Origin of the sequence: Paenibacillus sp. FSL R5-0475, from assembly GCF_038004585.1 — a bacterium.
GTDB lineage: Bacteria > Bacillota > Bacilli > Paenibacillales > Paenibacillaceae > Paenibacillus_AQ.
Genome location: NZ_JBBORK010000001.1, coordinates 3,918,155 through 3,931,910 on the forward strand (window position 1 = coordinate 3,918,155; position 13,756 = coordinate 3,931,910).

Genomic DNA, 13,756 nt, shown 5'->3' on the forward strand with positions numbered 1-13,756 from the left:
CCTGACAGCAACAAAAAACCCCCGCCCCCATGCCTGATTAACAGACATAGGGACGAGAGCTTAACTTATTCTCCCGCGGTTCCACCCTACTTGATTCCAACCCTTGATTCAGCAATATCACTTGCTAAAGACAAGAACGAAATCCACTTTCATTCGCCGTATCCGTACTCCCGGGTGCCATGTTCATGAACATTGTCCCGCCAGGCTCTCACTACCCCCAGCTCGCTGAATCGCGACAATATCGCTCATTACTTTCCCGATCAATGCACGTTCTCCCGAAGTGGAGCAAAACGGCGATAATCTTATAATTAAACTGTTCCTATAGTAACGGAAAAATCAGATTTCGTCAAATCTTGTACTTGTCGAGCTGATCCAGGAAATTCTGTGATTTTAGCTTTAATCCAAGCTGCACATCCATAAAGGCACGCATAATTTTTTTTAGCTCATCACGGCTGCTTTCTTTGACATCCACATTCCCTAATCTAGTTAGATCAAGTCTGGCGAATAAGCGTAGTAATTTCAACGCACGAGCAGAGACCTCCATTGCTGGAGGATCATTATGTTTACAGCTGCGGCAGAGTGCTCCACCAAGGCGAGGGCTTATCAGCAGTTGTTCATCAGGCTTTTCAGCTCCACATATCACACAGGTGTCGAACTCTGGACCATAACCGGCTGCTTGCAAAATTTTCATTTCATAAACATTTATGATAACTCCAGGTTCCTTATCTTCTTCAAGTGCATTCAAGCAGGCCGTAAGCTGGCGAAACCAGAAGCTCCCCGTCTCCTCATCATGCAGGACTTTATCAAGCAGTTCACAAGCGTATGATGCATATGCTGCTTTAATCAAATCCTCACGCAGAGGATGGTGAGACTTCGTGATCTCGCCGGAATTCAGCGTCCCAAGACCTCCGTTATTTCTAAAAAAAACAAATTCCCCGACGGTGAACAGCTGGATCAGGGCAGCATGGCGGCTCTTAACCTTCTTAGCACCTCGTACCAGAACTCCTACTTTCCCGGCGTTCTCGGTGCAAAGCGTAATAATTGCGTTCCCCTCGCCGTAGTCCATGCTGCGGATGACGATCCCTTCCACCCTGTGTAGCATGCCTCTTCCCCCAACCATTCGGCAAGCAACCAGTCCTTATTGCGCTTCTTCATCACAGACCTTCTCTTCTTCCACTAGCTGTAATCCACTGTCTTCAAGTGGATAGCCAGCTTCCTTGTATAGCAGGTAAGCATCGACGTCTCCTGTCATTGCAAAATACTTCCACGAAAAGTTTCGCATTCGTATTCATCCTTTCTTGGGAAAGACGATGTCTCTTCAAGAATTAGGATGTGCGATGAGCCAGGTTCTATCCTTGCAATTCCTGCCAAACGAGGAATGACGGATAAAGATCTTAAAGGTCTTTATGGAAGCCCAAATCCCGCAGAACGCGGTCCTGATTACGCCAGTCTTTTTTCACTTTTACCCATAGCTCCAGAAAAATCTTCGAACCCAAAAGGTTCTCAATGTCTGTCCGAGCGCGTCTGCCAACCTCTTTCAGCAGCGCACCTTGCTTACCGATAATGATCCCCTTCTGAGAATCACGTTCAACAAAAATAACGGCAGACACATGCACCACACCATTCGGCTCAACCCTCATATCTTCGATAGCCACAGCAATGGAATGCGGTACTTCTTCGCGCGTCAAATGCAGAATCTTCTCACGAATTAGTTCTGCGCACACAAATTGCTCAGGGTGATCCGTAATTTGATCTTCCGGGTAGTATTGCGGACCTTCTGGTAAATACTTAGCGACTTGCTCTAACAGCGTGTTAACATTGCTACCCATCTTAGCAGAAATTGGAATGATTTCAGCAAAGTTATGCAGCTTGTTGTACTGAGCCATAAGTGGGAGCAATGCTTCCGGCTCTATTTTATCGATCTTGTTGAGTACAAGAATAACTGGCGTCTTAAGTCCGTTTAATTGCTCAGCAATGTATCGGTCTCCACCGCCCAAACCATCTGCAGCATCCACAAGGAACAGCACAGCCTCAACTTCACCCAGCGTGCTCATTGCAGTTTGGTTCATGTAGTCGCCTAGCTTGGACTGTCTTTTATGAATACCTGGTGTATCCAGGAACACGATTTGCGAATTATTCGTTGTATAGACCCCATGGATTTTGTTTCTAGTGGTCTGTGGCTTATCCGACATGATTGCAATCTTCTGTCCAATAACCTGGTTCATGAGTGTCGATTTGCCTACGTTCGGTCTGCCGATAATTGCGACAAAGCCTGATTTGAATTTCATATTATCTTCCTTCCATACTTTCCTTCTAAATTCATGTTCAAAAATCTTCCAAGATCTTTTTCGATCCCCCTAAATCCCCCTTAGCCAAGGGGGACCCCAAGGGCCCCGGCCCTCTGGACACCCGGAAATAGGCGTACCTGCAACGTTCGGCGGGATTAGAAACGGTCGTGCATGAGCGCTTTCGTCCCCTATCGGGGACACGCTTCACTATCGCTTATTCACACGGTTCGCATTAAGCTCACCTTGGATAAAGATTACTGAGATGCAGCTTACAGGCAGGGTTTCAAGTTACGATGTGCAAAGAATCGCTAGCGGCTTCGCCGCGGCGCTTACCTCGTAATGTTACTCTAACAACACATAATTTGCACGATTTTAGCCTAACTTGATTGTTAGCGCACACTTTTAATTGTATTTGTACAACTAATTTGAGTTTGAGTTATGCTTTTGGTGTTTTAGTTGTATTCTGTGCAATTAAATCCTGTCTTAAGAGCCAAATATGGACTATATCATAAATTTAATTGCACTATCTGCAACTAAATTCATTTTTGTGCGAAAGAGTAGCATTTAACTGTACATTGTGCAATTAAAGTAGCAACCTTCGTCTAACTATACCTGATTTTCCTTTAAATAGGCATTAAATCAAACTCTCATTTTACTCTGGAGCTTGTCCTTGCTTCAGATCTACGGGACCAAAAGCGCCGGGAAGTAATTCTCCCACCGTCGTTTCAACAATATCGCCCTTCATGTTTCCAAGGATAACCTTCATGTCGGGTGAACACAACTCAATTAGAACTTGGCGGCATACACCACAAGGAGATACGGGGCCATCGGAATCGGCAACAACGGCAATTGCCTTGAAAGAACCGATAGCATGACCGTCAGCGATGGCACGGAATAACGCGGTGCGCTCTGCACAATTGGTTGGGCCAAAAGCAGCATTTTCTACATTACATCCGTGATGAATATGACCATCCTGATCAAGAAGGGCGGCTCCAACTCCGAATCGGGAGTAAGGAATATATGCCTTAGCACGTGCTTTAATCGCTTCTTGCATAAGAAGAGCGGAATCCATATTTGGGTCCTCCTAAAGTTTTGTTAGCGCTACATCGTGGAATCACTTCGTACAAAACTTGCTTCGAAAGCATCCACTTTGTTTTGTTAGCAATACTTCATTGAATTTTCTTCGTACAAAACTTGCTTCCTAAACATCCAGTAACCAAAGAGGCGGAATCGCAAAACGCGGGTCCGCCTCTCCCCTGAATTGTAACCTGATTATGACATAAGTCCGGTAATCCAGTCCATCACCGGGTGGTAAAAAACATAGACCCCGACTAAGACAGCAAACACCGCCGTAAGAAGCACAGCTCCTGCGGCGGTATCTTTTGCTCTCTTAGCCAGTGGGTGAATCTCCGGCGAGATCAAGTCTACCGTCGCTTCAATTGCTGTATTGAGCAACTCGGCGGTTAAGACAAGCGTGATGGAGAAGAGCAGCAACATCCAACTGGCCAGCGGAAGTCTGAACACGGCAGCGGCAACAAGTACAACCACAGCCAAACAGCAATGCACCTTCATGTTAAGCTCGGATTTGAATGCCGACACGATACCTTGCGATGCAAACCGAAAAGAGTGCCAGAACTTCTTATGTCCTACCGCCGTGTTCTTCACCATTAGCGAGTCAACCCAACCTGAGCTAGTACTTTCTCTTGTTTAGACATCATTTCAGCCTCTGAAGCTTCATCCTGATGATCATATCCTAACAAATGCAGAAATCCGTGCACAAAGAGGAAACCAAGCTCACGCTCCAGCGAATGACCATATTCCTGCGCTTGCTCCTGAGCACGAGTTACGGAAATGATGATATCTCCCAGTACATCCGGAACATCTTCCAGCGCTTCGCCTTCTTCTACTTCGTATATAATGTCCAGCTCGTCCTCTCCGCTTTCATTCATCGCAAAAGAAAGTACGTCCGTCGGACGGTCAATTCCCCGGTATTCCAAGTTCAACTCATGAATACGAGTGTTATCGACAAAAGTAAGCGCAACCTCTCCCTGATCAATCCCTTCCGCTTCACCTGCTTTTTGCAAAATGCTCTCCAGCAGTGCTATGAGATCGTCCTTTATCTCGTATTCTTCTTGCTCGTTATCCCAAACGATCTCCAAACTCATGGGTTAGCTGCCCCTTCCTCTTTTTTCGGCTTACGCACATCTTCTGGGTATTCGATCCGTGAATGGAAAATCCCCATGACCGTTTCTTTCAGCGTCCGTGCAATAATGTCCAATTCTTTAATCGTTAAATCACATTCGTCAAACTGATGATCATCCAGTCGACTTTTAATAATTTTCTCAATCATCGTTTCCACCTGAAGGACGGTTGGTTTGCGCAAGGATCGCACCGCAGCTTCAACACTGTCGGCAATTCCTACAACAGCCGATTCCTTCGACTGGGCTTTCGGGCCAGGATAACGGAAATCTTCCTCGGTAAAATCAGGCTCTACACCTTTTTCTTCCGCCAGCTTCAGGGCTTTATGGTAAAAATAATGCAGGAACGTCGTCCCATGATGCTGCTCAGCAATATCACGAATCGGTTTGGGCAGCTTATATTCTCGTTGCATCTCCACCCCATCGCGGGCGTGAGCTACAATGATAGATTTACTAAGCTTCGGTTCAATAGAATCATGTGGGTTTTCCATATTATTCTGATTTTCAATAAAATAAAACGGACGTTTTGTTTTACCAATATCATGATAATACGATCCTACCCGGCACAATAGACCATCTGCTCCAATCGCTTCTGCGGCCGCTTCTGACAAGTTACCTACCATTACGCTATGGTGATAGGTTCCTGGTGTTTCCGTAAGAAGCTTGCGCAATAAGGGATGGTTCGGATTAGACAACTCTACCAGCTTCAGGGCAGATAGAATACCAAAGGTAGCTTCAAAGAAAGGCATCAGACCAATCACAAGCACTGCAGTCAAAAGCCCACTCGCAAAAGCAAAACCAACGGCATACAGCGTGCTTACATCTTTCCATTCACCACCAGCTAAGAGGGTCAGCATAAAGACGGTCACACAGCCAAAAAGGGATACCATAATCCCGCCTTTTAATAATGTGGAACGCTGGCCTGCACGATGAGTGGCAAAAATAGCTACATAACAAACAACAATTGAAAAGAAGCCAAAGGTAAAATCAAACACCGAATTCTGCTGAACATTCAAAATGATACTGGCGAGTATACTGATCAGAATAGAACAGAAATACGCTAATGTCATATCCAGAAGCATGGTAATCAGCATAGCACCAATGGCTACTGGAGCCAGATACCCGAGATAGGAATGGACATCCGTCTGCAAAATTGCGGTCAACCGCATGGAGATGATCGTAATAACAAACACAAGCACCAGCATTAATAACTGGGAATTATTATACTTGAAGCCCGCAGTTCCGCCAGAGTAACGGATAAACACCATCAGACCCGCAGATAGCATGGTAGCAAGTAATAGCAATCCAACCTGAGGCCAATAGTTGACCTCATTGCTTAGCAGGCCATTCTCATCCAATAGGGCGTACAGCTCAGGGGTGATTTTTTGCCCTTTAGCGACAAGAACCTCCCCTTGCTCAATAAACACATCAGGTGTGTTCTCACGAGCCTGTACTTTCGCTTCCTTCGTTGCATCTTCGTCATAGAACTTATTGCTTGTAATAACGAGTCGGACTAACTCTTGCACAACCTCACGTGCCGTACGCTGACTCAGAGAACTGATACTGACCTGCTCCGCCACTTTGGCGCGCGCAGTCTGGGCATCTGTGATCTGATCGTTCATCAGCCTAGTCACAATATCACGAGCAACAGGCTTCATTTCGATAATGTCCTGAGAGGTCAGTCGCGGAATCTTAATGTAAGTTTCATCTGGAATGACATAGGTCTGCTCTTTTATGACAGATTGCATTTCCTCCAAAAGATGATCGGAATAAGTGCCTCCACCCCGATTTGAGGCTATGAAATTCAAAATAAAATCATTGGCTCTCTGCGGGATCTCATCACGATAAATCTCAGTCTTATCGCTTTGCGAAATCAAATCATCCTGATTCAGGCGATCAATCCGGTCCAGCAGCGATGTCACAAGATTATCGGCCCTCATCGGGATGATTTTATACTTTGGAGATACACCTTCGGCCGCTTCTTCCGCCGCCTTTAGTGTTGCCTTCTTGTCCAAAATTTGCTTAGGCGCTGTTATCTCCTTCGCGCTGAGCGTATTCTCTTTAATATCGTACCGCTTAGGTAGTAGATCGGGCGACAGACTGAAGTAGAACACAAGTCCGAGTAACAGGAAAAGAGCATAGCGTGTCGCCGCGCTATACTTCCATCCGTTGTTCGTATATACAAATCCGCTTAATTTAGATGGTTGCTTTGAAGCCATGAAGACAATCCCCTTTATTGGAGGTTTTCGGCAGAGCGGTCATAGGCAACGATAATTTTCTGCACCAGGGAATGCCGTACTACATCCTGCTCCGCAAAATAAACAAAACCGAGTTCTTCTATGCCGGATAAAATCGCTTTAGCCTCAATCAAACCGGATTTCTTGCCGCGAGGCAGGTCAATCTGGGTAACGTCACCCGTAATCACCATTTTGGAGCCGAAGCCGAGTCGAGTTAAAAACATTTTCATTTGCTCAGGCGTTGTATTCTGGGCTTCATCCAAAATAATAAATGAATCATCCAGCGTACGACCACGCATATAAGCGAGCGGAGCAATTTCAATCAATCCCCGTTCAAGTGCCTTAGCCACCTGATCGGGCCCCATAACGTCGTATAAGGCATCATATAACGGACGGAGGTATGGATCTACCTTTTCTTGCAAATCCCCTGGGAGGAACCCTAGACTCTCTCCTGCTTCTACTGCTGGGCGCGTAAGAATGATACGCTTAACAGAACCTTCTTTTAGTGCCGTAACTGCAAGCACTACCGCCAAGTAGGTCTTACCCGTTCCTGCAGGACCGATTCCGAATACAATATCACGCTTCTTGATCGTTGTCACATAATGCTTCTGGCCAATCGTTTTGACACGGATAGGCTTTCCACGAAAAGTTGTTGTAATTTCTCCCTTGAACAAATCGAGCAATTGATCGACTCGAAAGTCTTTCGCCAGCTCCACAGCGTACTGCACATCACGTTCAGTAAGTATGTAACCGCTCCGAATGAGGGACAGCAACACATTAAACAATTGTCCCAGCATGTCTACTTCCCGCTCCGCACCACGTATCGTTAACTCTGCTTCACGGGAATCAATAATAGCAGGAATTTCACTCTCGATGATTTTTAGAAATCCATCTTGCGGGCCGAACAGCGATTGCGCTTCTCCCGCATTTTGCAAAGTAATACGAATGCTTGCAGTCTGTTCTGACAAGTAGCCTCATTCTCCTCAATTGTTTACTATTGGCAGTTCTTCGGAAATTTTTTCTTCTACTTCAAAGATCACTTTCATATAAACTTTACCATTCTCTTTCTTCTCATGCAAAACTTTTTGACTTTTGATGACGCTATCAACGCCATAACGCGCCAAAATATCATTCTTCGCTCGCTCTATTCCCTTTTCAAATCCAGCCTCTGGAGTTAATGTCTCACTTGTTTCACTAATCTCCATTTCTTTCTCAGTCATTAGGCCCAGCGGCAGCTTAATGGACCGCCAGGACAGCGGATCATGCTCAGTAAGTGTTCGTGATTTCTCAAAAGGAGAATCGCCATAACCCCATAGCTGGATAGCCCATTTACCAAGCACCAGATAGGTTCGGTCCTTACGCTCCCCTGTATATGAGCTATTTGTTGTTGTAAGAGGCACCTCTATATTGTATTCATGCCACACTAGACCCTTAACCTCACCTTTAGCCACCACGTACTGTACATTCTCTTCGTCGCCTAAAGCACCCGAGATCAGGATATCCCCTTTTTTAACCCGTGAGTTACGCGCCACAACCGGTCTGCCCTGCTCCGCATATATTTCAGTTACCACCGCATCTGTTCTGCTAATCAAATGCCGCTGACTAAGCAGAGGTTTGATATCCGGCTGTTTAGATTCTACCACCTGAATTTTAATGCTCGTCCCCGTCCGCTGCACCCCTATCCATGAAACGCCGGGTAATTGGGCCAGGAGCCCCTTAGAGAGCTTGTCCGGCTCATCCAGACGCCATATCCATTGAAAAGGATACACCCCCTCCTGGCGAGCAGCTGCCAATATATCCTCGGAGGCAATTTTTTCATTCCCCTCGACTCTAATGCTCCATACCATCGTAGATAACATAAAGAGCATAATCCCGAATATCAATATTCCCATGCCAAAAAATTTACGTTTCCAAAGCCGCGCCATCAAAAAAGGCAGTCCGCTTCTTCCTGTAACATGCATCCGACAGCCTGTCTTCTTTAAAATTGGACGGAGGACATAAAAATCATTCAGAAGCAGCTTAAGGGAAGCGCCGCCCTCAGCGGGCCTCACATCCCAAATCACTATACCTGCTTCAGAAATGACATTAATGAATCTCTCCACCTGAGGCCCCGTCACATGCAGTGTAACGAATCCCCGCAGTGATGAAAGAGGTGGTTCCTTCATGATTTCCCCTCGCTTTCTTTATATCTGATCTCTCCGATAATGCCTTCTACTGCCAGCTCCTGACCAAGAATATTGCGAATGACAAGATCCTCGCCTGTGATTTCAAGCGATCCTTTAGCTAACGCGAGCTTAAGCTGGCCTGAGGAAAAATGCAGCACGCCGCGATGATTCTCGATATACAGTTCCTTATTGCCGATCAGGGTGATCCGGGGCATTTCCTGTAGTAAGTCCTGTGGTAAATCCAACACCCCGTTTGTCCATCCCCGCAGCCTGCGGCCAATACGGGTCATAAGTAGACGCTCCCCCTTCCTGCCTTCTGTACACCTTATGCGGCAACGCTTTTGTTTATGAGAAGAACTCATAAAGGAGCACCTTTCAAGTATAAAAAACATAAAAAAAGCCTCAGCTTTCCTATCGTTAAGATAAGAAAGCTAAGGCTTAATTGTTTACTTGACCGAAAATTACGATCTTCGGGAGGAATGCGGCTGGCGAGCACGCGGAGGTCCTAGAATCTCCGCCCAAACCACACCATTACGCAGCTCATCCCTATTCCCTGTTCTATTTGACTGAACATCTGTATCAGGGGATGAACTCTTCGTCTTCTTCGACCTGGGATCTGCTCCCGCTATTCCATCAAAAGCAGATTGAAGACGCCGCACCTCTTCCTGCATTCTTTGTGTGCGTAACTCAACTCCGTCATCAGCATGCTCCAAAGACATACCTTCTCCAGTAGAATAATCTGGTGTCGGGATGTACGCAGGCTCTGGAAAGGCAGGTGATGCGTCATACTCACGGGAGGATGTAGTAATAGGAGCAGGAAACCCGCTACCAGACTGTTCTGGCTGATCTCTGTTCCCGTCTACATCCTTATTACGGTGGAGAGGATTCCCGTCTCCTCCGCCAAAGGTCGGCATCCCTCCGCGTGTAGTACCTTTGGGTTTGTTCTTCGTAGCTTTGTTCACATTGGATACAATCGCGAAGATAATAACCGCAACAATATAGATCCAGCTCATGGAGATTCACATCCCCTTTTATTTATTATTGTTAGGACGGTTATTATCGTCCTGATCATTCATTTTGCCGAGGGAACCGCGCATTTGGGTATCTGCCTCGATATTTTTGATGTTCATGTAGTCCATCACACCGATTTGACCATTTCTGAGTGCCTCAGCCATCGCCATAGGCACCTGAGATTCAGCTTCCACAACCAGCGCCTTCATCTCAACTACACGTGCTTTCATCTCTTGCTCATGAGCGACAGCCATTGCTCTGCGTTCTTCTGCCTTAGCTTGTGCAATACGTTTATCCGCTTCTGCTTGTTCGGTTTGAAGATACGCACCGATGTTCTTGCCTACATCGATATCCGCAATATCAATAGAGAGGATCTCAAAAGCAGTACCTGAATCCAGACCTTTCGACAATACCGTCCGAGAAATCAAATCCGGGTTTTCCAAGACATCTTTATGTGAATCACTTGAACCTACTGTCGTTACAATCCCTTCACCAACACGGGCAATGATTGTTTCTTCACCCGCACCACCCACGAGACGATCGATATTGGCACGTACAGTTACACGTGCTTTTACCTTAACTTCAATCCCGTTTTTAGCGACAGCCGCAACAACTGGTGTTTCAATTACACGAGGGTTAACGCTCATTTGCACAGCCTGAAGCACATCGCGTCCTGCAAGATCAATAGCCGCTGCGCGTGTAAATTCCAAAGGAATATCTGCACGTTGTGCTGCAATAAGCGCATTAACCACCCGGTCTACGTTACCACCTGCGAGATAGTGGCTCTCCAGTTGATTAATATTCAGCCCAAGACCTGCCTTAGTCGCTTTAATCATTGGATTAACGATTCGACTTGGTGTTACACGACGCAGCCTCATCGCTACTAGGGTAATAATACTAATCCTAACCCCTGACGCCAGTGCAGAAATCCAGAGCATGACCGGGAAGAAGCTTAAAAAGACACTCAACAAAATGACTACGACTACCGCAATCAACAAAAAAGTAATTAAAGATGCTTCCATAACTTTACAACCTCCAGTAAATTATTGTGGAGCTACTATTCGCCATACCTTTTATCTTTTACCTTATTCCTTAATTTCCTTCACTACAATCCGTCCGCCCTCAACTTTTACAACAGAGACCGGTGCATTAACACTAATAAAGCTGCCTTCAGTAACGACATCTACTCGCTCGCCGCCAATCATAGCCGTTCCGGATGGACGAAGTGGAGTAATACTGTTTCCTATAGCTCCAACTAAGCTTAACTTCTCTTCAACAGGTACAAATCCCTGATCTTTAGAGAGCGTATCCTTTAAAATAAACCTATTCCAAATTCCACGTTCTTTAAAGGCGACAGCCACAATCACAATGACTACTGTTGCAGCCGCGAATGCGATACCGAGACTAAACAATGCATGTGTGAAGCTGTATGCTGCGCGTACGACACCTGCCACAAGGCTCACGGAACCAAGTATCCCCAATATCCCAAAGCTCGGCACGAATAGCTCCAACACAAGCATGACAAGTCCGATTATGAACAAAAGCCAAGTCTCTGATCCGGCAAACCCTGCTACAGAATTTCCGAAAAAATATAAAACAAAGGCTAATGTCCCAATAATCCCAGGTGCACCGAAGCCCGGAACGATCAACTCAATCACAATGCCTGTGATCCCGATGAATAGCAAAATCGTCATAATAATCGGATTCGTCAGAAATTGCGACATTTTCTCGGCACCCGTATGCTCCACACGAAAAATGTCATCTGTAGTATAACCTAACCAAGTAATCGCCTCTTCTGGAGTGGTTGTAATTTGATCAGCATAACCAGCTTTTAAAGCTTCGTCACTAGACAAGGCAATAATTTCACCCTGCGCTTTAGATACGCCAAGATCTGGCTTATCCACAACCAAATTACTATCGACCATTCCCGCAGCAATATCAGGATCACGCTCATTTAGAGCAGCGGCTCCAATCATTTTTGATTTCCAGTAGGAGACCATCTTCGCGTCGTCTACTTTCTGGCCGCTACTATCTACTAGAGATGCAGAACCGATCATGCTGCCCGGCTTCATGATGATTGCACCTGCGTTAAGTGCTATGTAACTGCCTGCGGAAGCGGCATCACCTTTAATAAAAGCAGCCGTAGGTATGTCACTATCTCTTACCATCGTCCCAATCTGTTCTGCTGAACTCACCAGTCCACCCGGTGTATCCACCTCCAGTACAATTAGAACCGCTCCATAATTAGCAGCTTCTGCGAACCCTCTTTCCAAAAAGCTTTGCAGACCTCTTTCAATTTTCTGATCAACCGGAATAATAAACACAGGGCCTTTCTTCATCTCACCATTCGCAGCATTCGGTGCTTTTGGTACTGTTACATCAGCGCTGACATTCGGGATAAACGGCGTTAAGAGCAGTAGCAGTAAAACAACTGGAATGCTGGCTAACATAATTTTCCGTAATCTTTTCAATGTTTTTACCTCCCTTCTTCAACTTGACCCGGGACACATAAACTTTATTACGTTGTAAGCGTAATTACGTTTCAAAACAAAGAAAAGCACCCCTTTTACAAGGGGTGCTGGCGCTATATTATTGCAGAAATTGCTGAACCGCTTGGTTCACGAGTTTACCATCGGCGCGACCTTTGACCTTAGGCATCAGTGCGCTCATGACCTTACCCATTTCGCTTTTCGAAGAAGCACCGGTTTCCTGGATGGTCTGCTGTACAATTGCTTTAATTTCTTCTTCGGAAAGTTGCTCGGGAAGATACTTAATAATAATCTCGATTTCTGCCTTCGTACTCGCGGCAAGCTCGTCGCGACCCGCTGATTCAAATTCTTGGAGGGCATCTTTGCGCTGTTTGATTTCACGACTAAGGATATCAAGCACTTCGTTGTCGTCCAATGTTCTCTTCAAATCTATTTCAAGATACTTTATTGTAGAACGAACCATTCGAATCGTGGAGAGCGTGAACTTGTCCTTACTCTTCATCGCTTGCTTCATATCTTCGTTCAATCTCTCGCTAAGATTCATGCGTGGGTAATCCTCCTAAAACTTTCTCTTACGAGCAGCCTCAGACTTCAGCTTTTTCTTAACGCTTGGCTTTTCGTAATGTTTGCGTTTCTTCACCTCAGCCAAGACACCATCTTTTGCGATGGAACGTTTAAAGCGACGAAGTGCAGCATCAATTGTCTCGTTTTTGCGAACTTTCGTTTCAGACACAGTTTCCCCTCCCTCCGACCATACCGTCCAAGAGCATAACACGGTTTATCAAATTCCATTATAGGTCAAACGGAAATAGGGTGTCAACCTTCGTGTTATTCTTTTTTTCTGGCAAGTTCTTCAACATTTAATGATTGTACTATGCGTGAGAAGCTGAGTTTCCTATGAGAGCTCCCAGCTTGGCCCCACCAAGCAAGTGATAATGAAGATGAGGCACAGCTTGTCCACTATCTGGACCACAATTATTGATCAAACGATAACCAGATTCGGCAATCCCAAGGTCGATAGCGATCTGTTGCGCTACACTGTGAATTTCTGCAATTAGCGGAAGATCCTCAGGTGTGACATCATTCATGGAAGCAATAAACTTCTTTGGAATGATCAACACATGTACCGGTGCAGCCGGCTCGATGTCGTAGAATGCAAGAATACGTTCGTTCTCAAATACTTTTTTGGAAGGAATAGTACCCTCAATAATTTTGCTAAAAACGGTCTCCATAGAGTGCTTGCCTCCTAAAAATTGGTTAAATTCCACTTCATCATAAGATAATCATACAGGATAATCACCAATTACGAAAGACGCTAGAAGATTCAACATCCACACTCTAAAACTGTATCTATTACAGAATGAAATC

At 45.5% G+C, this 13,756-nt stretch carries 16 protein-coding genes; all 16 read right to left on the reverse strand.

The window, feature by feature from the left end; translation table 11 throughout:
* Positions 1–346: 346 nt before the first annotated feature.
* A complete protein-coding gene (recO, locus tag MKX41_RS17630) occupies positions 347–1,102 on the reverse strand; it encodes a DNA repair protein RecO (protein WP_042190931.1) in 756 nt (251 codons plus the stop codon).
* Positions 1,103–1,138: 36 nt separating this feature from the next.
* On the reverse strand, positions 1,139–1,282 hold the full coding sequence (locus MKX41_RS17635; RefSeq protein ID WP_076117313.1) for a YqzL family protein: 144 nt from the start codon (positions 1,280–1,282) through the stop codon (positions 1,139–1,141).
* Positions 1,283–1,394: 112 nt separating this feature from the next.
* Positions 1,395–2,288 carry a GTPase Era gene (gene era, locus MKX41_RS17640; RefSeq protein WP_042190933.1) on the reverse strand — a complete coding sequence of 298 codons (894 nt, stop codon included), beginning with the start codon at positions 2,286–2,288 and terminating at the stop codon, positions 1,395–1,397.
* Positions 2,289–2,940: 652 nt separating this feature from the next.
* Positions 2,941–3,360 (reverse strand): cytidine deaminase, encoded by a 420-nt coding sequence (locus MKX41_RS17645; protein WP_149647613.1) that lies wholly within the window; start codon positions 3,358–3,360, stop codon positions 2,941–2,943.
* Between the two features lie 200 nt (positions 3,361–3,560).
* Positions 3,561–3,956, reverse strand: a complete 396-nt coding sequence (locus tag MKX41_RS17650) for a diacylglycerol kinase family protein (protein ID WP_042190936.1) — start codon at positions 3,954–3,956, stop codon at positions 3,561–3,563.
* Positions 3,956–4,453, reverse strand: a complete 498-nt coding sequence (gene ybeY / locus MKX41_RS17655; RefSeq protein WP_076117315.1) for an rRNA maturation RNase YbeY — start codon at positions 4,451–4,453, stop codon at positions 3,956–3,958. The genes MKX41_RS17650 and ybeY overlap by 1 nt, the downstream gene beginning before the upstream one ends.
* Entirely contained in the window at positions 4,450–6,705 is a 2,256-nt protein-coding gene (locus tag MKX41_RS17660; protein WP_076299663.1) for an HD family phosphohydrolase, read from the reverse strand. The genes ybeY and MKX41_RS17660 overlap by 4 nt, the downstream gene beginning before the upstream one ends.
* A 14-nt stretch (positions 6,706–6,719) precedes the next feature.
* The gene (locus MKX41_RS17665) at positions 6,720–7,691 is read right to left on the reverse strand and encodes a PhoH family protein (protein WP_042190944.1); all 972 of its coding nucleotides are present in this window, start codon (positions 7,689–7,691) and stop codon (positions 6,720–6,722) included.
* A 15-nt stretch (positions 7,692–7,706) separates the two neighbouring features.
* A complete protein-coding gene (yqfD, locus tag MKX41_RS17670; protein ID WP_042190946.1) occupies positions 7,707–8,888 on the reverse strand; it encodes a sporulation protein YqfD in 1,182 nt (393 codons plus the stop codon).
* On the reverse strand, positions 8,885–9,178 hold the full coding sequence (gene yqfC / locus MKX41_RS17675; RefSeq protein WP_060621997.1) for a sporulation protein YqfC: 294 nt from the start codon (positions 9,176–9,178) through the stop codon (positions 8,885–8,887). Before yqfC ends, yqfD begins: the two co-directional genes overlap by 4 nt.
* Before the next feature lie 171 nt (positions 9,179–9,349).
* Positions 9,350–9,901, reverse strand: coding sequence for a hypothetical protein (locus MKX41_RS17680; RefSeq protein ID WP_340972241.1), 552 nt, complete (start codon positions 9,899–9,901; stop codon positions 9,350–9,352).
* Between the two features lie 18 nt (positions 9,902–9,919).
* Entirely contained in the window at positions 9,920–10,921 is a 1,002-nt protein-coding gene (gene floA, locus MKX41_RS17685; protein ID WP_042190951.1) for a flotillin-like protein FloA, read from the reverse strand.
* Between the two features lie 63 nt (positions 10,922–10,984).
* Positions 10,985–12,349 carry an NfeD family protein gene (locus tag MKX41_RS17690; RefSeq protein ID WP_076284868.1) on the reverse strand — a complete coding sequence of 455 codons (1,365 nt, stop codon included), beginning with the start codon at positions 12,347–12,349 and terminating at the stop codon, positions 10,985–10,987.
* A gap of 139 nt (positions 12,350–12,488) precedes the next feature.
* The gene (locus MKX41_RS17695) at positions 12,489–12,932 is read right to left on the reverse strand and encodes a GatB/YqeY domain-containing protein (protein WP_042190953.1); all 444 of its coding nucleotides are present in this window, start codon (positions 12,930–12,932) and stop codon (positions 12,489–12,491) included.
* A gap of 15 nt (positions 12,933–12,947) precedes the next feature.
* The gene (rpsU, locus tag MKX41_RS17700) at positions 12,948–13,121 is read right to left on the reverse strand and encodes a 30S ribosomal protein S21 (protein ID WP_036657994.1); all 174 of its coding nucleotides are present in this window, start codon (positions 13,119–13,121) and stop codon (positions 12,948–12,950) included.
* A gap of 139 nt (positions 13,122–13,260) precedes the next feature.
* Positions 13,261–13,620 (reverse strand): histidine triad nucleotide-binding protein, encoded by a 360-nt coding sequence (locus MKX41_RS17705; RefSeq protein WP_340972248.1) that lies wholly within the window; start codon positions 13,618–13,620, stop codon positions 13,261–13,263.
* Between the last annotated feature and the right edge of the window lie 136 nt (positions 13,621–13,756).

Bases quoted from the DNA above. Each gene is read 5' to 3' on its own strand.
- recO (WP_042190931.1), bottom strand. From the start codon at position 1,102: ATGCTACACAGGGTGGAAGGGATCGTCATCCGCAGCATGGACTACGGC.
- MKX41_RS17635 (WP_076117313.1), bottom strand. From the start codon at position 1,282: ATGCGAAACTTTTCGTGGAAGTATTTTGCAATGACAGGAGACGTCGAT.
- era (WP_042190933.1), bottom strand. From the start codon at position 2,288: ATGAAATTCAAATCAGGCTTTGTCGCAATTATCGGCAGACCGAACGTA.
- MKX41_RS17645 (WP_149647613.1), bottom strand. From the start codon at position 3,360: ATGGATTCCGCTCTTCTTATGCAAGAAGCGATTAAAGCACGTGCTAAG.
- MKX41_RS17650 (WP_042190936.1), bottom strand. From the start codon at position 3,956: ATGGTGAAGAACACGGCGGTAGGACATAAGAAGTTCTGGCACTCTTTT.
- ybeY (WP_076117315.1), bottom strand. From the start codon at position 4,453: ATGAGTTTGGAGATCGTTTGGGATAACGAGCAAGAAGAATACGAGATA.
- MKX41_RS17660 (WP_076299663.1), bottom strand. From the start codon at position 6,705: ATGGCTTCAAAGCAACCATCTAAATTAAGCGGATTTGTATATACGAAC.
- yqfD (WP_042190946.1), bottom strand. From the start codon at position 8,888: ATGAAGGAACCACCTCTTTCATCACTGCGGGGATTCGTTACACTGCAT.
- yqfC (WP_060621997.1), bottom strand. From the start codon at position 9,178: ATGACCCGTATTGGCCGCAGGCTGCGGGGATGGACAAACGGGGTGTTG.
- MKX41_RS17680 (WP_340972241.1), bottom strand. From the start codon at position 9,901: ATGAGCTGGATCTATATTGTTGCGGTTATTATCTTCGCGATTGTATCC.
- floA (WP_042190951.1), bottom strand. From the start codon at position 10,921: ATGGAAGCATCTTTAATTACTTTTTTGTTGATTGCGGTAGTCGTAGTC.
- MKX41_RS17690 (WP_076284868.1), bottom strand. From the start codon at position 12,349: ATGTTAGCCAGCATTCCAGTTGTTTTACTGCTACTGCTCTTAACGCCG.
- MKX41_RS17695 (WP_042190953.1), bottom strand. From the start codon at position 12,932: ATGAATCTTAGCGAGAGATTGAACGAAGATATGAAGCAAGCGATGAAG.
- MKX41_RS17705 (WP_340972248.1), bottom strand. From the start codon at position 13,620: ATGGAGACCGTTTTTAGCAAAATTATTGAGGGTACTATTCCTTCCAAA.